The organism is Ruminococcus flavefaciens MA2007 (assembly GCF_000621845.1).
Taxonomy (GTDB): Bacteria; Bacillota; Clostridia; order Oscillospirales; family Ruminococcaceae; genus Ruminococcus; species Ruminococcus flavefaciens_E.
On record NZ_JHXF01000009.1, the window covers coordinates 40,225 to 61,767 of the forward strand.

The 21,543-nt window shown below is 50.4% G+C and carries 15 protein-coding genes and 1 pseudogene; all 16 read left to right on the forward strand.

All coding sequences use genetic code 11. The features are described from left to right. Positions 1-199: 199 nt before the first annotated feature. On the forward strand, positions 200-2,137 hold the full coding sequence (locus T497_RS15940) for a glycosyl hydrolase (RefSeq protein WP_080693312.1): 1,938 nt from the start codon (positions 200-202) through the stop codon (positions 2,135-2,137). Positions 2,138-2,176: 39 nt separating this feature from the next. Beyond that, positions 2,177-4,903, forward strand: coding sequence for a glycoside hydrolase family 9 protein (locus T497_RS15945; RefSeq protein WP_051530543.1), 2,727 nt, complete (start codon positions 2,177-2,179; stop codon positions 4,901-4,903). A 115-nt stretch (positions 4,904-5,018) separates the two neighbouring features. Next, positions 5,019-6,461, forward strand: a complete 1,443-nt coding sequence (ftsH, locus tag T497_RS15950; RefSeq protein WP_242839975.1) for an ATP-dependent zinc metalloprotease FtsH — start codon at positions 5,019-5,021, stop codon at positions 6,459-6,461. 42 nt (positions 6,462-6,503) lie between these two features. Next, a complete protein-coding gene (locus T497_RS15955; RefSeq protein WP_037324509.1) occupies positions 6,504-7,163 on the forward strand; it encodes a stage II sporulation protein R in 660 nt (219 codons plus the stop codon). Between the two features lie 200 nt (positions 7,164-7,363). Then, positions 7,364-7,888, forward strand: coding sequence for a translation initiation factor IF-3 (gene infC, locus T497_RS0105530; protein ID WP_024859998.1), 525 nt, complete (start codon positions 7,364-7,366; stop codon positions 7,886-7,888). A gap of 13 nt (positions 7,889-7,901) precedes the next feature. Next, positions 7,902-8,105, forward strand: coding sequence for a 50S ribosomal protein L35 (gene rpmI / locus T497_RS0105535; RefSeq protein WP_019678115.1), 204 nt, complete (start codon positions 7,902-7,904; stop codon positions 8,103-8,105). A 67-nt stretch (positions 8,106-8,172) separates the two neighbouring features. Continuing rightward, positions 8,173-8,526 carry a 50S ribosomal protein L20 gene (gene rplT / locus T497_RS0105540; RefSeq protein WP_028514760.1) on the forward strand — a complete coding sequence of 118 codons (354 nt, stop codon included), beginning with the start codon at positions 8,173-8,175 and terminating at the stop codon, positions 8,524-8,526. A 128-nt stretch (positions 8,527-8,654) separates the two neighbouring features. After that, positions 8,655-9,443: a TrmH family RNA methyltransferase gene (locus T497_RS0105545; protein WP_051530545.1), complete on the forward strand. Its 789-nt coding sequence runs from the start codon at positions 8,655-8,657 to the stop codon at positions 9,441-9,443. A 37-nt stretch (positions 9,444-9,480) separates the two neighbouring features. Then, a complete protein-coding gene (dprA, locus tag T497_RS0105550) occupies positions 9,481-10,701 on the forward strand; it encodes a DNA-processing protein DprA (protein ID WP_028514762.1) in 1,221 nt (406 codons plus the stop codon). Between the two features lie 12 nt (positions 10,702-10,713). Next, positions 10,714-12,795: a type I DNA topoisomerase gene (gene topA, locus T497_RS0105555; protein WP_028514763.1), complete on the forward strand. Its 2,082-nt coding sequence runs from the start codon at positions 10,714-10,716 to the stop codon at positions 12,793-12,795. Further along, the gene (gene trmFO, locus T497_RS15960) at positions 12,792-14,114 is read left to right on the forward strand and encodes a methylenetetrahydrofolate--tRNA-(uracil(54)-C(5))-methyltransferase (FADH(2)-oxidizing) TrmFO (RefSeq protein WP_037324510.1); all 1,323 of its coding nucleotides are present in this window, start codon (positions 12,792-12,794) and stop codon (positions 14,112-14,114) included. The genes topA and trmFO overlap by 4 nt, the downstream gene beginning before the upstream one ends. Beyond that, positions 14,092-15,099: a phosphate acyltransferase PlsX gene (plsX, locus tag T497_RS0105565; protein ID WP_028514764.1), complete on the forward strand. Its 1,008-nt coding sequence runs from the start codon at positions 14,092-14,094 to the stop codon at positions 15,097-15,099. Before trmFO ends, plsX begins: the two co-directional genes overlap by 23 nt. A gap of 5 nt (positions 15,100-15,104) precedes the next feature. Continuing rightward, complete coding sequence (gene rnc, locus T497_RS0105570) at positions 15,105-15,794, forward strand: ribonuclease III (RefSeq protein ID WP_028514765.1); 690 nt, start codon at positions 15,105-15,107, stop codon at positions 15,792-15,794. Further along, complete coding sequence (locus T497_RS0105575; protein WP_028514766.1) at positions 15,781-16,779, forward strand: elongator complex protein 3; 999 nt, start codon at positions 15,781-15,783, stop codon at positions 16,777-16,779. Before rnc ends, T497_RS0105575 begins: the two co-directional genes overlap by 14 nt. A gap of 4 nt (positions 16,780-16,783) precedes the next feature. Further along, positions 16,784-20,356 carry a chromosome segregation protein SMC gene (gene smc / locus T497_RS0105580; RefSeq protein ID WP_028514767.1) on the forward strand — a complete coding sequence of 1,191 codons (3,573 nt, stop codon included), beginning with the start codon at positions 16,784-16,786 and terminating at the stop codon, positions 20,354-20,356. A gap of 63 nt (positions 20,357-20,419) precedes the next feature. Further along, positions 20,420-21,319: pseudogene (ftsY, locus tag T497_RS15965) on the forward strand (signal recognition particle-docking protein FtsY); the annotation flags it as partial. Positions 21,320-21,543: the final 224 nt, after the last annotated feature.

Consider the following 21,543-nt stretch of genomic DNA (forward strand, 5'->3'; position numbering starts at 1 on the left):
GCAGAAATAGCTTGCTTTTTCTGTAAAAATATGCTATGATATATATGTGTGTATGCGTTAAGTCCGATATTTAAGATTAGGCACTTAAATTATCGGTTTAATAAATATTATACAATGATCTGGAGGGATCAAATTGAAGAAAGAAAAACTAAAGCGGTCCGTGAGCACTGTAGCGGCTGCTGTCATCGCTGCGGCGGCGATGAGCCTTCCCTCTGCGCCGAAAGCTCCTGCGAGAGTATCGGCTGCCGACAATGTCCTCAAATATGAGTTCGAGGACGGCAAGACCAGCGGAGGAAAGATCCATTCAAACGGAGTTTCAGACGTAAAGCTTGGCGACTTCCCCGAAGATACCGACCTTAGCGGATACTCGGGAAAAGGCTTTGCTTACCTCGACCAGAAGGGTACTACCCTCAGCGTTGAGGTCGATGTGCCCGAGGCAGGTCTCTATGAGCTGACCATTTGCTACTGCGAGCCCAGCGATCCGCGCAAGAAGGTGCAGTACCTCAATGTCAACGGCGTCAATCAGGGAGAGCTGACCTGTCCCTACACCAACAAGTTCGCCGAGACCTCAGGCGGCGTGGTAAACCTCAAAAAAGGCAAGAACACCATTGAGCTCAAGGCTTACTGGGGCTATACCTTCTTTGATTACCTTACCCTGAAGCCTGCTTCCGAGAAGCTGACAAATCTCTCACCTACGAGAGAGCTCTGCAACCCAAAGGCTTCCGAGTCAACAAAGAGGCTTTACAGCTACCTCTGCGACGTCTACGGAAAGCACGTCATCTCAGGTCAGCAGGAGTACTGCGGCGACCACAACTACAATCTGTGGAACAGTCCCGATGTGTTCATCAAGGACAATGAGGCGGAGTTCGAGTACATCAAGGAAAAGACAGGCAAGCAGCCTGCTATCCGCGGTATCGACTTCCTTGCCTACAACACCTCTTCGGACTGGCGCGACCACGCTCCAGAGCGTGTTATCGAGTGGGTAAACAAGTACCACGGCATCGCAACTGTCTCATGGCACTGGAACGTGCCCTGCGAAAAGGGAAGCGACGACGTTGCATTTTATGTTGAATCTGCAAATCCAAAGTTTACTACATTCAGTATTTCCAAGGCTCTCGAAGAGGGAACATGGGAAAACGAAGTCATAATGAAGGATATCGAGCTCATAGCAGGCGAGTTCAAAAAGCTCAAGGACGCCGATGTTCCTGTACTTTTCAGACCTCTCCACGAGGCTGAGGGCGCATGGTTCTGGTGGGGAGCTGAGGGACCTGAGCCCTGCAAGAAGCTCTACCGTCTCCTCTATGACAAGCTGACCAACGAGTATGGTCTGGATAATATCATCTGGATATGGACAAGCTCAACTTCACCTGCCGCAAAGGACTGGTATCCCGGCGATGATGTTGTGGATATCCTCGGCTGCGACAAGTACAACTGCGCTGACGGTGTAGCAAATCTAAGCTCGCTGTCGTCCACATTCTACAGCATGGTACAGATAACCGACTGTGAGAAAATGGTGACCATGTCCGAGAACGACTCTATACCGTCACTTGAAAATCTCGTGAATGACAAGGCTGCATGGCTTTACTTCTGCCCGTGGTACATGAACTACCTCACCAGCGAGCAGAACAATCCTGTTGACAACCTTATCGAGATATACCAGAGCGACTACTGTATCACTCTTGACGAGCTGCCCGACTTAAAGAAGTATCCTATAAGCGGCGGCGGTGAGACAGTTGTTTCGGGAACTACCACTGCAAAGCCTGTTGTTACGACTACAACTGCCACAACAGCAAAGCCTGTCAGTAGTACAACTACTACAGCAGTTACCACAACAGCTCCTAAGCCGACTTCAACAACTTCTTCAGCGGTTACCACTACAACAGTGAAGCCCACTGACGGAAAGTATAAGAAGGGCGACGCAAACTGCGACGGCTCAGTTGATATGGGCGACGTTGTACTGGTAATGCAGTCTCTGGCAAATCCCAATAAATTCGGCACAAGCGGCTCCGACGCAAAACACATCACTGTGCTGGGCGCGGAAAACGCCGATGTTGACACCACAAGCAAAGGACTCACTTCAAACGACGCTCTGGAGATACAGAAGTATCTTCTCGGTCTTTCAAAGTGGGATAAATAAAAAATAAATATTGGTTCACATTAAAAGGGAGGAATTATGATGAATCACAAAAAACTGACCGCAGCGTTACTTAGTATCGTTACTGCGGCAACTTCACTGTGCTCGGTGATATCGCCTGTAAATGCGGTAGACGCTGACACTACTGAGGAGCAGCAGTTCTGCGCTCCCATAAGCGAGGTCGTTAAGGACTCGGGACTTGATATCGACTATGCCCGTGCACTTCAGTACTCGCTCTATTTCTACGACGCAAATATGTGCGGAGAATTCAAAGAAAACGAGAACAGGCTCTCATGGCGCGGCAGCTGCCACACCTATGACGCTCATGTTCCTATGATAGAGTGGGACGGCGTTACTACAAAGACCAGCACAGGCGGTACTAACCTTTCAGCAGAATTCATGTCCAAGTATAAGGACATTCTCGATCCTGACGGTGACGGTACTATCGACGTTGCAGGCGGCTTCCACGACGCAGGCGACCACGTTGAGTTCGGTATGCCTGAGAACTACACAGCTGCTACTCTCGGCTGGGAATACTATGAGTACGGCGACGTATTCAAGAAGCTCAAGCAGGACGAACACATGGAGACTATTCTCCGCCACTTCAACGATTATCTTATGAAGTGTACATTTATCGACGATGACGGCAAGGTCATCGCTCACTGCTATCAGGTAGGCGAGGGTAACATAGACCACGCGATCTGGAACAGCCCTGAGGTTGATACTATGCCTCGTCCGGCATTCTTCCTTACAGCTGAGAAGCCGCAGATCGATTATGTTGTTTCAGCCTGTGCTTCACTGGCTATCAACTACCTCAACTTCAAGGAGAGCGATCCCGATTACGCAGCCAAGTCGCTGAAATACGCAAAGGCTCTCTGGAAGTTTGCGAACGACGCTATCGAAGAGTACGGTCCTACAAGCACAAAGGACAAGGATATGCTTATCTCAGATAACGCTGACGGTCCTGTACAGTTCTACAAGTCAAGCAAGTGGGAAGACGACTACTGCTGGGCTGCTGCATGGATGTATATTGTAACAGAGGACGAGAAGTCTTTCGATTACGCTGTTAAGATATTCGATTACTACGCTCCTTCGGGCTGGTGCTACTGCTGGAACGATATGTGGAGCGGTGCAGGCGTTATGTGGGCTATAGTAAACCAGCAGCACCCTGAGCTCGACCTCGTTCAGAAGGTCAGAGACGCACAGGGCAAGAACCAGTATGTTTTCGACAACTTCTGGGACGACGACTGCGTAGGCAAGTGCCTCAAGGCATGGAAGCAGAAGGAGACTCCCGGCGGATTTGCTCACCTTGACACATGGGGCAGCTGCCGTTACAATACTGCTATGCAGTTCATCTGCCTCATCTATGATAAGTACGTAAATGACAGCAAGCCAAGCGAGTGGAGCGAATGGGCTAAGAAGCAGATGGATTACGTTCTCGGAAAGAACGATATCAAGTACAAGGAAGATGCCAAGTACGCAGTTCTTGCAGGCAAGAACGGTACTCACGGTCCAAGAGCATTCGTTGTCGGCTATAATGACAGCGCTGTAAAGAATCCTCATCACCGTGCAGCTTCAGGACTCCTCATGGCTGAGGATCCCCGTGAGCAGAAGCACATTCTCTGGGGCGCTCTTGCAGGCGGTCCTGACGCAAGCGACGGACATGACGACGCTACAAAGGACTGGACAGAGAACGAGGTAACTATCGACTATAACGCTTGTCTCCCGGGTGCAGCAGCAGCTCTCTATGCTGTATACGGCACTCCAGAAATGGCTATAACTCCAAACTTCCCACCTGAGGACGAGAAGAGAGTTTACGGCACAAACGGCGGCGACGGCGGCGGAAGCGGCTACTGGATAGAGGCTATCGGCGTTGACAAGCCAAACCTCAACGGCGACGGTTCAGGTACAACACAGGTATCCTTCAAGGTCCTCTCAGGCGAGAGCAATCCTTCAAAGAAGACATCAGTACGTTACTTCTTCAATGTAAGCGAAATGGCTAAGGGCATCGACGGCCTCGGCGAGGTTCGCGAGCTCTACGATCAGTCAAGCACTGAGGACGGAGCTATCGGCGCTGACGGTAAGCTCACAGGTCCTTTCAAGTACGACAAGGTCGCTGATACCTACTATGTTGAGATAACATGGGAGGACTACGTTATCGCAAACTCAGGAAAGAAGTACCAGTTCGATCTCGGTATGTACTACGGCGACGTATGGGATCCTAAGAACGACTGGAGCTACAAGGATCTTAAAATAGGCGACAGTACAGACTTCTTCGCAGTTGACGATCCGCCGGAGCAGCGCACAGACTATATCTGCGTATACGACGACGGCGTTCTCGTAGGCGGTACCGAGCCTGACGGAACAAAGCCCGCTGCTAAGGAAGAGGACAAGACCACAACTACTACAAAGCCAAAGACTGTTACAACTACCACAACAAAGAGCGGCACAACAACTACAGCCAAGACTACCACAACTGCAGGTCCTACAACAGTTACAACAACTGCAAGCGGCAAGCCGAACAGCGATGTCAAGGTAACAAAGGCCGGCGATGCTAACTGCGACGGACAGGTAGATATGTCAGACGTTGTTCTTATCATGCAGGCTCTTGCAAACCCCAACAAGTACGGTCTTGAGGGCAGCGAAAAGAAGCGCCTTACCGAGCAGGGCTCTGCAAATGCAGACGTTGATACAAAGGTAAAGGGACTCACAGCAAACGACGCTCTTATGATACAGGAATTCCTTCTCGGCAAGGTAAAAACTCTGTAAAATACCGAAAGCTGCACTGAAAAGTGCAGCTTTTTTTATGCCAACATTTACTTGTTGTTTTCGATTTTTGTGTATGTTATAATTTTACCGTAATCCATAAAGGAGTTGAGCATACATGAAAAACAGAAGATACGGCTTGTTCGGGAGCTTCGGCAATGCCATGGCTTTCGGGAAAAGCAGTGCGAAGATATACGTCAAGGCTCAGACGGGCAGGACATTTGCCGATGTGGCAGGGCAGGACGAGGCGAAAGAGGCTCTTGCGGAGATAGTGGATTTTCTCCACTGTCCCGAAAAATACGCGGATATCGGCGCGAAGCTGCCCAAGGGAGCTCTTCTCGTGGGACCTCCGGGCACAGGAAAGACACTCCTCGCACAGGCTGTGGCAGGGGAGGCGAATGTGCCGTTTTTCTCCATATCGGGCTCGGAGTTCGTGGAGATGTTCGTGGGAGTTGGCGCGGCAAAGGTTCGGGACTTGTTCAGACAGGCTGCGGAAAAAGCGCCCTGTATCGTGTTTATCGACGAGATAGATACTATCGGCAAGAAGCGCGGCGGACAGTCGGGCAGCAGCGATGAGCGCGAGCAGACGCTGAATCAGCTTCTCACGGAAATGGACGGCTTCGACGGCAACAAGGGCGTGGTGATACTGGCTGCGACAAATCGTCCCGATTCCCTCGATGCTGCGCTGCTGCGCCCGGGACGTTTCGACAGGCGCATACCCGTGGAGCTCCCAGACCTTGCAGGCAGAGAAGCTATTCTCCGCGTTCACGCCAAAAAGGTGAAGCTGAGCGGCGATATCGACTTCGGCGCCATTGCAAGGGCTACCGCAGGAGCTTCGGGTGCTGAGCTTGCCAACATTATAAATGAAGCGGCACTGAGAGCTGTACGCAGTGGGCGGAGCTCTGTGGAGCAGTCCGACTTTGAAGAGAGCGTTGAAGTTGTGATCGCAGGTTATCAGCGTAAAAACGCAGTCATATCCCCAAAGGAAAAGGAGATCATAGCCTATCACGAGATAGGACACGCACTTGTGGCGGCAATGCAGAAGGACTCCGCACCAGTACATAAGATAACCATAATCCCAAGAACATCGGGAGCTCTGGGCTACACCATGCAAGTGGACGAGAATGAGCGGTTCCTGCTGTCAAAGGAGGAGGCTCTTGCAAAAATAGCTGTTCTCACGGGTGGACGCTCTGCGGAGGAGCTTGTTTTCAACACCTGTACCACTGGAGCGGCAAACGACATCGAAAAGGCGACCAAGCTTGCCCGTGCAATGGTAACTCGTTACGGAATGAGCGAGCGCTTTGATATGACGGCACTGGAAACTCTGAACAACCGATATTTAGGCGGTGATACTTCGCTTGTATGCTCTGCGGAGACTGCGGCAATGGTTGACGAAGAGGTGAGGAGTACTATAAAAAGTGCACATGAAAAAGCACTGAAAATACTTTCCGACAAAAGGGAAAAGCTCCATGAGCTGGCACAGTATCTTCTTGAACGCGAGACCATAACGGGCGAGGAGTTTACGGCGATACTTGACAAAAAAGCCGCAATTGCTGTATAATCAGGACAGTATCTGCCAATTATAGCTCCTGAGGTGATATTTATGAGAAAACAGGTGGGAGCTGTCATGGCGGCAGGTCTGATACTGGCTATACTTATTTCTAATATCGGAAGTTTTATCAGTGACGGGCGAAAGCTTGACGAGCTTCGGGGGAGTGTGCTCCGACTGCATATCCTTGCCAATTCCGACAGTGAGCAAGACCAGCGGCTGAAGCTCATGGTGCGTGATAAGCTGCTTGAAAGCGGCCTGTTTGAGTCGGCGGAGAGCCTTTCTCAAGCCGAAGCTATAGCAGAGGAAAAGCTTGATAAGATAACTGATATTGCGGAGAGAGTTCTCCGCGAAAACGGCTGTAACCACAAGGTGACCGCGGAGCTTGCGGACGTTGACTTCGGCGACAGGACATACGGCGATATCACCATGCCTGCGGGGAGATACCGCGCTCTGCGCATTAAAATAGGAAGCGCTCAGGGACATAACTGGTGGTGCGTCATGTATCCGCCGCTGTGTCTGCCAGCCGCCTGTGAAGCAGAGGACGGAGTAGGTGAGGACGAGTCCGCGGCAGAGGCGAACTTTGACGAAAAAGAACTGGATATACTTCACAAACCGAGAAAATACAAGGTTAGATTTGCAATTTGGGACAAAATAAAAAGTATTATCAGCGATGATGATGTGCAAAATGCCAAAAATCAAGAGACGCCTTGACAATTACAGGAAAAGGGTATATAATATTTGAGTAAACAAAGCAGAACTATGCGTTCTCACCGTCGGGCTATGCTGAAACGGTCAATATGTATCGGTAATCGGGCTGTTCTTGCGGCAGCTGTGATATATCAGTGTGTATTGGTGAGTGCGGATAATTTCTGCACTCATTTTTGTTTTTAAATTATATTGCTTGGAGGTGCTTGACTATTAGCAAACAGGAACTGCAGATCAACGAAGAGATAAGAGACAAGGAAGTTCTCGTAATCGACGCTGACGGAAAAAAGCTCGGCGTACTGTCCGCCAAAGAGGCTCAGCAGATTGCATTCGATCAGGATCTGGATCTCGTAAAGATCGCTCCGCAGGCAACACCGCCCGTATGCCGCATCATGGACTACGGTAAGTATTGCTTCGAGCAGGCTAAGCGTGAGAAGGAAGCAAGAAAAAATCAGAAGGTCGTTTCTATCAAGGAGATCAGAATGTTCTCCACTATCGACACTCACGATTTTGAGACGAAGGTAAATCAGGCTGTCAAATTTTTAGAGGGCGGCGACAAGCTCAAGGTATCCGTAAGATTCCGTAAAAGAGCTATTGCACATCCCGAACTTGGCAACGAACTTCTTGATCGCTTCAAGGAGGCAGTTTCTGCGGCAGGCACTGTGGATAAGCCGGCTAAAATGGAGGGACGCAGCATAGTAATGTTCGTTTCACCAAAGGCCGCTAAGTAAGGAGGATAATATAATGGCAAAGGTAAAGGTTAAAACTCATTCGGGCGCTAAGAAGCGTTTTAAGATTACAGGAAGCGGTAAGGTAAAGTACCAGCACACCAACAAGAGACACAGACTTACTCAGAAGGATACAAAGCGCAAGAGAATCGCTCGTAACGCAGGTGTTGCTGACTGCACAAATGCACCTACAATCAAGAAGCTCGTTCCTTATATGTAATCTGTGCGGTGTATCCGCAAAGTTTTGAGCTAATTCCCGTAATTTTAATATTTGGAGGTAAAAGACTATGGCACGTATTAAAGGTGCAATGATGACTCGTAAGAGAAGAAACAAGACTTTAAAGCTTGCTAAGGGCTACTGGGGTTCAAAGAGCAAGCACTTCAAGATGGCTAAGCAGGCCGTAATGAAGTCAGGCAACTATGCATACATCGGAAGAAAGCAGAAGAAGAGACAGTTCAGACAGCTCTGGATCACAAGAATCTCAGCTGCTGCTAAGCTCAACGGCATGAACTACTCAACATTCATGAACGGCTGTAAGAAGGCTGGTATCTCTCTCAACAGAAAGATGCTCTCCGAGATCGCTATCACAGACGCAGCTGGTTTCACAGCAATTGCTGACAAGGCAAAAGCTGCTCTTTAATTCAAGAAAATAAACACGCTTCTTAATTACATTAAGAGCGTGTTTTTGTTAATTCGTGATCCGTGATATGCGGCGGAGCTTCGCGCTCTGACCGCATACATACGGTCTGAACAGGCGGTGTTGTGCTATTGGAAAACATCATCACTTCAAAAGATAATCCCACAGTCAAGCTGTATCAGAAGCTTTCCTCATCGAAAAAAGAAAGGCTTCAGTACGGCTTATTCGTGTTGGAGGGGCTCAGGATAGTCACAGACGCACTCCGTGAGGACAGCGGCATAACACAGCTGATACTTACCCAGAAAGCGCAGGAGCGTTTCGGCGAGGAGCTTTTGCAGGCTGATTTGAGAAACACAAGGACAATTGTCATTTCAAATGAGCTTGGTAACAAAATCGCTTCTACAGACACCACTCAGGGAGTATTCGCCATGTGCAGGATACCTGCGGCACGGAATGTCGGCAGCATAATGAAAAGCGGCGGAAAGTATCTTGTGCTTTTCGGCTTGCAGGACCCCGGAAATGTGGGCATGATGATAAGAACTGCCGACGCTCTCGGCATAGACGGCGTTATCATGTCTGGCAGCTGCGACCTGTACAGTCCAAAGGTGATACGCTCGACTATGGGCTCGGTTTTCAGAATGAAAATAGCTGTTGAAAACGACGCAGATGTGCTCTTTGAGGAGCTTGATTCGGCAGGAGCCGTTACATCTGCCGCTGTGATTGACAAGGACGCGCAGCCTGTTACTGATTGCAGCTTTGACGGCACGCAGGCAGTATTCATCGGCAACGAGGGCAACGGACTTCCTGCCGATATCGCACAGCGCTGTACGCGCCGCGTTATCATACCTATGCACGGAAATATTAACTCCCTCAACGCTGCTATGGCGGCAGGTATTCTTATGTGGGAGCTCAGCAAGTAAATTTTATTTGACGTTTTGGCAAAAGGGGGGCTTTGCTATGGAGGAGACTAAATACTGGGTGTGGCTGAATATGGTATTCGGCACGGGAAATCACCGTATCTGGGAGATAATGAGCTTTTTCCGCACGGCTGAAAAGGCGTATCTTTCACTGAGTACGGACAGCTCCGTAGTGAGTCTCAACGAGAACGAAAACAAAAATGTCCACTCGGTACAGCTGCGTCATGCAGAGGTATTCCTTGCCAACTGCTCAAAGCGCGGTATCGGAGTCATATCCATAACAAGTCCCGAATATCCTGAGCAGCTGCGGCATATATATAATCCGCCGTCGGTGCTGTATTACAAGGGCAATATCGGCTGCCTGCAAACTGAGCTGACTGTTACGGCTGTCGGTACGCGAAAGGCTTCTGCCTACAGCCTTAAAGCCGCAAAGGAGATATGCTCGGAGCTTTCCGCTCGGGGAGCTGTTATAATCAGCGGCTTTGCAGTAGGTATCGACCTTGCTTGCAGCATGGCTGCCGTTGATATGGGACGTCCTACCGTATGCGTAATGGGCTGCGGTGTGGACGTGGACTACCCGAAACAGAATTTTGCCTACAGAGACGCCATAATATCCGCAGGAGGAGTGTTTATATCCGAATTTCCGCCTGCAACTCCGCCTAATTCGCCTAATTTTCCAAAGCGAAACCGAATACTTGCAGCACTGGGAAAGGCTGCGGTAGTATTTCAGGCAGGAGCCAAGAGCGGTTCGCTGATAACCGCTAATCTTGCCGCAGGACAGGGGAGAGACGTACTGTGTCTGCCGCCTGCCGACATATTCAGCGGCGATTATGCAGGCAATATAAAGCTGCTCCGCGACGGTGCTGTTCCAATGTATGACGCTTCCGATGTCATAGAATGCATAACGGGCAAAAAGGCTGTTTCAGCGCCTGTGCCTGTAGTTAAAAGAGAAGCTGAAAAGCCTGAGATACAGGCGGATATCAGTGAAGCCGAGATAGCTTCGGCTATGGAACACCTTAATATTTTCGCGGACGATGTCCGTGAGGAAAAAGCCTCAGATGATGATTTTGAGCTGCCCAACGACCTGACCGAGCAGCAGAGGCGTATTTCGGAAGAACTTCTCAGCGGCGCTATGCACGCAGACGAGCTTGCTGCACGCCTTGAAATAGATTCCTCGGAGCTTATGACGGAGCTCACAGAGCTGGAGATATTCGGTATCGTCCGTTCGCTCCCCGGAAAAATGTATGAACTTATCAGATAAGGGGAACTATAAATGTCAGATTTAGTTATAGTAGAGTCGCCTGCAAAGGCAAAAACTATTCAGAAATACCTTGGACAGGGCTATGAGGTAATAGCCTCAATGGGACACGTCCGCGACCTGCCAAAGTCCAAAATGGGCGTGGACAAAGATAACGATTTCAAGCCTCAGTACACAGATATGAAGGGCAAGGAAGACGTTATCAGAGAACTGAAAAAACGCGCCAAGAAGTGCGACAAGATATATCTCGCAACCGACCCTGACCGCGAGGGAGAAGCTATATCATGGCATATAGCACAGATGCTGAAGCTTGATATGAACGACGACAACCGCGTGGCATTCAATGAAATTACAAAAACAGGCGTAAAGAACGGCATGAGCCACCCTCACAAGATAGACGTTGACCTTGTGAACGCTCAGCAGGCTCGCCGTATCCTTGACCGTCTGGTAGGCTACGAGCTCAGTCCTTTCCTGTGGAAAAAGGTCAAGAGAGGTCTGTCCGCTGGCCGTGTACAGTCAGTCGCTGTACGTCTTGTAGTTGACCGCGAGAACGAGATAAGAGCTTTCGTTCCCAAGGAATACTGGTCTATCGACGCCAAGTTCACAGCTCCGTCGTCGAGAAAGGTATTCGACGCAGCGCTGGTAGCCGTTGACGGCGAAAAGCTGGAGATACCCAATCAGGCAGAAGCAGACGGGCTTCTGAAAAGACTGGAGAACGCCGAATACACAGTAACCTCTGTAAAGAAGCGTGTTACCAAGAAGCAGCCTGCACCTCCTTTCATTACATCAACATTGCAGCAGGAAGCCTCACGTAAGCTCAGCTTCAGCGCAAAGCGTACCATGAAGGCTGCACAGGAGCTTTACGAAGGTGTTGACGTACAGGGCGTTGGCGCAGTAGGTCTTATCACATACATGAGAACCGACAGCCTGCGTATATCCGACGAGGCTAAAAAGGCTGCCGCTGAATATATCGGAACTGTTTACGGCAGCGATTATCTGCCGCCCGAGCCAAGAAACTTCAAGACCAAGAGCAACGCTCAGGACGCCCACGAAGCTATTCGTCCGTCAACTCCCGAGCTCACTCCCGAAAGAGTAAAGTCCAGTCTCAGCTCCGACCAGTATAAGCTCTACAAGCTAATCTGGGAGCGCTTCATTGCAAGTCAGATGGCAAACGCTCTCCTTGATACAGTTTCTGCCGATATCGAAGCAAACGGCTGTACATTCAGAGCTTCGGGATATTCTGTAAAGTTCGACGGCTTTATGGCACTGTATGTTGAGTCTACAGACTCCGAGGACGGCAGCAAGAAGATGCTGCCCGAGCTAAAAAACGACGACAAGCTCAAATTAAAGTCTATAGCAGGCAATCAGCACTTTACACAGCCACCTCCGCGATACACAGAGGCTTCACTTATCAAGGCTCTTGAAGAAAACGGCATAGGCAGACCAAGTACCTATGCTCCTACAATAACAACCATTACTTCACGCCGCTATGTGGAGCATGAGGGTAAGGCTCTCAAGCCAACAAATCTCGGCGAGGTCATCACCGAGCTTATGAAGGACCACTTCAAGAAGATAGTTGACGCAAAGTTCACAGCGGAAATGGAAAACAATCTCGATGAAGTCGAGCACGGCGAAAAGGACTGGGTAAGCACTCTCCGCGAGTTCTACGATGACTTTTCCGAAACGCTGAAAAAAGCCGAGGAGGCTATGGACGGCAAGCGCGTAAAGGTACCCGACGAGGAGACCGACGTGGTCTGCGAGCTCTGCGGCAGGAACATGGTCATCAAGTACAGCAAGTACGGAAAATTCCTTGCCTGCCCGGGATTCCCCGAGTGCAAGAACACCAAGAAGATAGTTACCGAGACTGAGGGCAGCTGCCCGAGATGCGGCAAAAAGATGCTTCTCAAAAAGTCCAAGAAGGGCAGAAGCTTCTACGGCTGCGAGGGCTTCCCCGATTGCAGCTTCATGACATGGAACGTCCCAACAAAGGAGCTTTGTCCACAGTGCGGCAAGAGTCTCTTTATGAAGGGCGGAAAATCCGGCAAGCTCGTTTGTGAGAGCGAGGGCTGCGGCTATGAAAGAGAGCTGAAAAAATGATAGTAAATGTTATCGGCGCAGGACTTGCAGGCTGCGAAGCCGCATGGGCTGTTGCCGAAGCAGGCATAAACGTAAGGCTTTATGAGATGAAGCCCGAGAAGTTTTCTCCTGCTCATAAATACGGCGGATTTGCGGAGCTTGTATGCTCCAATTCGCTGAAAGCCGCAAGACTTGAATCTGCTGCGGGACTTCTGAAATACGAAATGGAGCTTCTCGGTTCGCTGACAGTGCCCTGCGCTAAGGCAAACGCTGTTGAAGCAGGCGGCGCTCTTGCAGTAGACCGTGAGAAGTTCTCCGACGCAGTTACGGAAAAGATAAAGAGCCACCCCCTTATTGAAGTTATAGGCGGCGAGGTGACCGAGCTGCCCGAGGGTACGACCATTATCGCTACAGGTCCTCTTACACAGGGCGCTATGGCTGATATAATAAAGGAGCTCTGCGGCGAGGGACTAAGCTTTTATGACGCGGCTGCGCCTATTGTTACTGCCGAGAGCATAGATATGGATAGAGCCTTCTATGCTTCGCGCTATGACAGAGGCGACGCAGATTACGTCAACTGTCCCATGAACAAAGAAGAATACCTTGCATTTTATGAAGCGCTTATCGGCGCTGAAAAGGTGCAGCTGAAGGACTTCGAGACACATCCCTTCAGCGTATACGAGGGCTGTATGCCTATCGAGGAGCTTGCCTCCCGAGGTGTGGACACCATGCGCTTCGGACCTATGAAGCCCGTGGGTATCGACGATCCACGAACAGGCAGAAGACCGTATGCAGTTGTACAGCTCCGCAAGGAGAACCGCGAGGGTACGCTTTTCAACCTTGTAGGATTCCAGACAAATCTGAAATTCGGCGAGCAGAAGCGTGTATTCTCAATGATAACGGGACTTGAAAATGCCGAGTTCATGCGCTACGGCGTAATGCACAGAAATACCTTTATCAACAGCCCCGAGCTTCTCAACTCCGATTTCTCCATGAGGAGCCGTCCCGAGATATATTTCGCAGGACAGATAACAGGCGTTGAGGGCTACATGGAATCGGCGGCAAGCGGACTTATAGCAGGTATCGCCGCTGCAAGAAAGCTGAAAGGACTGGAGCCGCTGAAGCTCCCGAGAGATACGATGACAGGCGCTCTTTCAGGCTATATAAGCGATCCGTTCAACAGCGGCAGCTTCCAGCCTATGGGTGCGAATATGGGTGTATTACCCGACATCGGCGTTAGGATAAAGGACAAAAAGGAACGCTACGGCGCATATGCCCAGCGTGCAGTAAACTCGCTGAGAGGAGAGCTTGAAAGAATTGGCTGTAAGAGTTATAGTTGACGCCTTCGGAGGAGATAACGCTCCTCTGGAGGTTATCCGAGGATGTGAAAGAGCAGTCAGAGAGCTTGGCGTGAGCATAGTGCTCACAGGCAGAGAGCCCGAGATAAGGGCTTGTGCAGAGAAGAACGGACTCAGCCTTGACGGCATGGAGATAGTTCATACCGATGATATTTTTGATATACATGAGGAACCGAAGGAGATAATCAAGTCAGGGAAGAATACTTCCATGGCTGTTGGTCTCAGTCTGCTGGCAGAGGGCAAGGGCGACGCCTTTGTATCCGCAGGCAGCACAGGCGCTCTCGTTATGGGAGCCTCCTTCATCGTCAAGCGTATCAAAGGTATCAAGCGTATAGCTCCGTCACCTGTTATGCCTGCCGACAAGGGCAGCTTCGTGCTTGTGGACGCAGGTGCAAATACCGAGTGCCGTGCGGATATGCTGCTGCAATTCGCTGTTATGGGCAGCGCTTACATGGAAAAGGTCATGGGAGTAAAGTCTCCCAAGGTAGCCCTGCTGAATATCGGAGCTGAGGAGACCAAGGGCAGAGACTTGGAGATAGAAGCATATAAGCTCTTACAGGAGTCCGAGCTCAATTTCGCAGGCAATATCGAGGCAAGAGATATGCCGAAGGGCGAGGTGCAGGTAGTCGTTACCGACGGATTCACAGGCAATATCGCACTTAAACTCTACGAGGGCATGGGCAGCTTCTTCTCAAAGAAGCTGAAATGGTTCTTCTCGGGAGCAGGCAAGATAGGCGCTCTTTTTGCAATGAGCAAGATAAACACATTCCGAAAGCAAATGGATTACAAGGAAGTGGGCGGTTCGGCGCTTTTAGGCGTAAGAAAGCCCGTTATAAAAGCACACGGCAGCTCTGACGGTACGGCGTTCTTCAATGCCGTAAGGCAGGCTAAACGCTGTGTGGACGGCAATGTCGCAGGCGTAATAGAGGGCTATGTTGCCCGTATGTCAGCCGCAGACAAGGAGTGATTAAAATGAAAGACCTTTCAAGTTTTGAAGAAGTTTTAGGATATAAATTCAAGGATATCGAGCTGCTCAAGCAGGCTTTGTCTCACTCGTCATATGCAAATGAAAGAAAGCGTCCCAACGGCAGCAACGAGCGCCTTGAATTTCTCGGCGACAGCGTACTGTCAATAGTAGTATCGGACTTTTTATACAAGAACCTCAACGTTGCAGAGGGCGAGCTCACAAAAATGAGAGCCTCTCTGGTATGCGAGAAGTCCCTGCATATCTTCGCACAGCAGATAGGACTGGGAGATTATCTGCTCCTCGGCAAGGGCGAGGAGAACACAGGCGGACGTCAGCGTCCTTCAATACTTGCAGACGCCTTTGAAGCAGTTATCGCGGCTATATATCTTGACGGCGGCATAGAGCCTGCTTCAAAGCACATACTCCGCTTCATGCCAAAGGATATACAGCACGCAAAGAAGCCTGTTTTCAACGACTTCAAGACAGTTTTGCAGGAGATAGTCCAGCAGAATCCCGAGGAAAAGGTGGAGTACGTCCTCATCGGCGAGGAAGGTCCCGACCACAATAAGAGCTTCGTAGTTGAGGTATGTCTCAACGATCAGGTAATAGGCAAGGGCAGAGGCAAGAGCAAAAAGGAAGCCGAGCAGCTTGCAGCAAAGGAAGCGCTTGAGCTTATGGGCTATGAAGCACAGTAATATTTCCATATTCATTCCCCATATCGGCTGCCCTCATATGTGCAGCTTCTGCGACCAGCGCACTATCAGCGGAGCACAGCACGCTCCTACAGGAGACGAGGTCAGGGAGATATGCGAAAGGGCTGTCCGTGAGGTAAAAGAGCCCGAAAACGCTGAGATAGCCTTTTTCGGCGGCAGCTTCACCGCAATTCCACGTGATTATATGGTGGAGCTCCTTGAAGCGGCGCATGAGTTTATAGGCGAGGGAAAGTTCAGCGGTATACGCTGTTCCACACGTCCCGACTGCATAGATTTTGAAGTTTTGCAGCTCCTAAAAGAGTACGGCGTCACCGCCATAGAGCTGGGAGCGCAATCACTTGACGACGAGGTGCTTACCCTTAACGAGCGCGGACATACCGCACAGGACGTTGAGGACGCCTGTCAGCTTATAAGAGCATTCGGCTTTGAGCTGGGCTTGCAGATGATGATAGGGCTCTACGGCAGCACTCCAGAAAAGGAGTGGGCGACCATTGAGCGTATAATTGCTCTCAGCCCCGATACGGTCCGTATCTATCCCGTAGTTGTGCTGAAAAGCACCCGTCTGGGAGAGCTTTTGCTGTCGGGAGAATACAAGCCTTTCAGCTTTGACAAGGCGGTGGAGATGGCCGCTTCTGCAATGGCTATGTTCGAGGACAGCGGCATAAGAGTAATAAAATGCGGACTTCACGCCAGCGAATTCGTTGAGCATGACATGGTTGGCGGATTTTACCACCCTGCTTTCAGAGAGCTGTGTGAAGCGCTTATTTACCGCCATAATATGGAATTTGAGCTGAAAAGCGCAGGCGAAATGCCAAAAACTGCTGTAATTGCAGTGAATCCGTCCTGTATCAGCAAGGCAACAGGACAGAAAAAGTCAAATATCATCTATTTCAAGAATCTTGGAACAGATATCAAGATAATCGGAGACGAAAGCGTCCCGAAATACAGATGTATGCTGAGGAGGTGAGCGAATGTACCTGAAATCACTGGAAATACAGGGCTTTAAGTCCTTTCCCGATAAGATAAGTCTGACCTTTGACAAGGGACTTACCGCAGTTGTCGGTCCTAACGGAAGCGGCAAGAGCAATATCGGCGACTCAGTGCGCTGGGTACTGGGCGAGCAGTCCACAAAAACGCTCCGAGGCAACAAAATGGAGGACGTCATCTTCTCGGGTACTGTTGCGAGAAAGCCAATGGGCTTTGCGGCAGTTACGCTGAATATCGACAACTCCGACAAGACTCTCCCCGATATGGACGATGAGGTGGCTATCACCCGTAAGCTCTACCGAAGCGGCGAGAGCGAGTACATGATATGCGGCAAGCCCTGCCGTCTCAAGGATATCAACGAGCTCTTCATGGACACAGGTCTGGGACGTGACGGCTACTCCATTATCGGACAGGGACGTATCGCCGAGATAGTCGGCGCAAAGAGCTCCGAGCGCCGTGACATATTCGAGGAAGCGGCAGGTATCTCAAAGTTCCGCTACAAGAAACTGGAGGCTGAGAGAAAGCTCACCGCCGCACAGGAAAACCTGCTTCGTCTGACGGATATCCTGTCAGAATTAGAGGGAAGAGTTGAGCCTCTCCGCATACAGTCGCAAAAGGCTGAGAAGTTCATAAAGCTTGCCGAGGAGCGCAAGAAGCTGGAAATTTCCGTCTGGGTGACAAAGCTGGACGAGATGAAGATAAAGCTTGACGAGATAGAGAGCAAGATACTCGTCAGCAAGAACGAGTACGAGAATATCGAGAACGATATCCAGCGCGAGGAGCAGAAGATAGCTGACGGTATCAGAAAGATGCAGGAGAGCACCATGCGTGCTGACGAGCTCCGCCGCAAAATGCTGGAGGAAGAGCAGACCTCATCTGAAATGAAGTCTGGTATCGCCGTTCTCGAAAACGATATAAAGCACTGCAACGAGGCAGTTGAAGCTGCTCAGAAGAACATCGACAGCTCAGAAGAAGCCAAGAAAGCTCTGGAGCAGGAGCGCAAGGCTGCTCTTGACGGACTTGCAGAGCTTGAAGCAAAGAAAAAGGCTCTTGAGGCCGAGATAAAGGCTGCCGAGGAGAGCTTCGAGAAAGCCGAGAGCGAGAGCTCAAAGCTGGGCGACTCCGTTGACAAGGCAGGCAGCGAGATAAACGCTATGTACATCAGGCAGAGCGAGCACCGCTTCACTATCGAGTCCTCAAAGGCGACCATAGAGGAGCAGACCGCCCGTCTTGCCGAGCTCCGCGAGAGCAGCGGCGATATCAGCCGCAAGCTAAGCGAGTATCAGAGTCAGGCTGCCGAGATAAAGGCAGAAAAGGAAAAGAATGCAGCGAGAGCCGAGGAGCTCCGCAACAAGCTCAGCGGACTTGAAAGGCTTTACAAGTCGCGCCGCGAGGGCTTCGAGCAGGCTAAGAACGACTTCGAGCGGGCGCTATATGAGCTGAAAGACAAGCAGCAGCGACGCAAGATACTCACCGACCTTGAAAACAATATGGAGGGTTTCGCAGGCAGCGTAAAGCAGGTTCTGAAAGCCTCCAAGCAGGGACGAATCGGCGGAGTAATGGGCACTGTAGCTCAGAATATAGGCGTTGAGCCAAAGTACGCAGTAGCAGTTGAGACTGCGTTGGGCGGCGCAATGCAGAACATCATCGTCGAAAACGAGGACATCGCAAAGCGCTGTATCCGTTTCCTTAAAGAGCAGAAGGGCGGACGTGCCACATTCCTGCCTATCACATCTGTAAAGGGCTACGAGCTCCGCGAGCAGGGGCTTGAAAACTGCGAGGGCTTCGTGGCAAATGCCAACAAGATAGTGACCTATGACCAGAAATTCAGCGGCATAATCGCTTCACTTCTGGGACGCATAGTCATCGCAGAGGATATCGACACCGCAACTCTTATAGCCAAGAAATACGGCTACAAGTTCAAGATAGTAACTCTCGACGGACAGGTCATCAACGCAGGCGGTTCCTTCACAGGCGGTTCCGCACAGCGTTCGGGCGGTATCATAACCCGTAAGAACGAGATAGACACTCTCGACGCCGAGATAGTAAAGCTGGAATCAGAGCGGGACTCTCTCCGCGAAAGAGCAGAGAAGCTCCGCGCCGAATCCGAGAAGCTCCGCTTTGATACGGAGGCTGCAAAGGAAGAACAGGCACAGTGTGAGGCTGACAGAGTCCGCATTGGAGCAGAGCTCAACAGTCTTGCTTCACTGGAGGAGCAGTTCCGCGCACAGTCGGAGAACTCCGAGAAAGCAGCAGCAGAGATACAGCAGCGCATAGCTGCCGCAAAGCAGAGCATAGTCGATTCTGAAAAGGCTCTTGCCGATACCGACGCCGAGATAAAGGCGGCTGAGGAAAAGCTTGCACAGGGACAGGATATCCGTGAAAAGCTGAGATTACAGCGTGCGGAGCTGTCCGATAAGCTGTCAGAGCTGAAGATAAAGGGTATGGAGCTTGCAAAGGACGTGCAGGCTCAGGAGCTGGAGCTCTCCCGTATCGACCGCAGAGAGGAAGAACTGAAATACGGCGCTCACCGCTTCGAGGAGGAGATATTCCGCCAGAAGGAGATAATCTCACAGAAGCAGGCTGAGATAGATGAACTGAAAAAACAGCTCTCCGATTTCAAGGACAATACCGAGACATACAATGCCGAGATACAGCGCTGTCACGCAACTCATACAGAGCAGAACCGTCTCGTAAATGAGATGCAGAATGGCTTGAAAACTATCAACGAAGCAAAGGAAAAGCTGTCAGCAGATATCACCCGTCTTGAAGAGCGCAAGGAGACAGTCTGCCGCGATACCGACAATATCATCAGACAGCTCATGGAGGTCTACGAGCTGACGCGCTCCGAGGCTGTTGCCATGGCTGAGAAGATAGACGATATGATAGCCGCACAGGCAGAGCTCACCACCATAAAGAACAAGATACGCGCCCTCGGAAGCGTAAACGTTGACGCTATCGAGGAGTACAAGGAAGTATCCGAGCGTTATCAGTTCATGTCCGAGCAGATAGCCGACGTGCAGAAGTCCAAGACAGAGCTCGAAAAGATAATCACAGACCTTACATCGGAGATGTGCAGGATATTCTCCGAGAGCTTTGAGATAATAAATTCAAACTTCAAGAGCATATTCGTGGAGCTCTTTGGCGGCGGCAAGGCTGAGCTGATACTCACCGATCCCGAGAACGTTCTGGAATCGGGTATCGAGATAAGCGTAGCGCCTCCCGGTAAGGTCATCAAGAACCTTATCTCACTGTCGGGAGGAGAGCAGTCCTTCGTAGCTATAGCTATCTATTTCGCTATACTCAAGCTGAGACCTGCGCCTTTCTGTATTCTTGACGAGATAGACGCGGCTCTCGATGAGGTAAACGTAAGAAAGTACGCACAGTACCTCAAAAAGTTCACTGATACCACTCAGTTCGTGCTTGTTACCCACAGACGAAGCGCTATGGAAGAAGCCAACGTTCTCTACGGTGTCACCATGCAGGAGGACGGTATTTCCAAGCTTCTGAAAATGGAGCAGGTGGACTTCCAGGAGGACGTTGCGGATATTCAATAATTTTTTTGTCACAAATTCGTTTTTCATTTCGATATGTATAATAGACCATGTTTGGAGGATATAATGGGACTTTTTTCTAAAATTGCCAGCGGTCTCAAAAAGACCAAGGATTTTCTTTTCGGCGGTATCCAGAGGGTACTGAATCAGTTTACCGTCATTGACGAAGACCTCTTCGACGAGCTCGAGGAGCAGATGATAATGAGCGATATCGGCGTTGAGACCTCCGAGGAGATATGCGACAGGCTCCGCAAGAAGATAAAGGAGCGCGGTATCACCGATCCAAAGGAGATAATGGGACTTATCCATGAGGTCATCTCAGAGATAATGGGCAACGACACAGGACTTGACCTGTCTGTATCTCCCGCAGTTATCATGGTCATCGGCGTAAACGGCGCAGGCAAGACCACAACTATCGGCAAGCTTTGTCACCAGTTCAAGCAGGAGGGCAAAAAAGTCCTCGTTGCCGCCGCGGATACATTCCGTGCAGCAGCTATCGACCAGCTTGAAGTATGGACGCAGAGAGCAGGAGTTGACATCGTAAAGCACGCCGAGGGCTCAGATCCGGGTGCGGTAGTATACGACGCTCTCGAAGCTGCAAAGGCAAGAGAGTGCGACGTTGTAGTTATCGACACCGCAGGACGTCTCCACAACAAGAAGAACCTTATGGAGGAGCTCAAAAAGATAAACCGTATCATCGACACAAAGGCAGGGGACTGCTCTCGTGAGGTGCTCCTTGTACTTGACGCTACAACAGGTCAGAATGCGGTAAATCAGGCTAAGCTTTTCAGCGAGACTGCACCTATCACGGGTATAGTTCTCACAAAGCTCGACGGTACAGCCAAGGGCGGTATCGTTATCTCCATAAAGAACGAGCTGGGCATACCTGTAAAGCTCATTGGCGTAGGCGAGAAGATAGACGACTTACAGCCGTTTGACAGCAATATGTTCGTTGACGCTCTCTTTGCAAGTCCTGAGCAGCTTGAAGAGCTTGCCGCTGAGGAGGACGAGGAGAACGAGTCCGAGGGCTACACTGAGGATACCGAGTACGAAGAGGACGAGGATACCGTTGAGATAGACGGCGTAAAGGGCTATTACAACGAGTACGGCGCATTCGTTGCCTATGAGGAAGACGAAGAAGCCGATGAAGCAGAGCCTGAGTATGAGGAAGAGGAGGACTACGAAGAAAC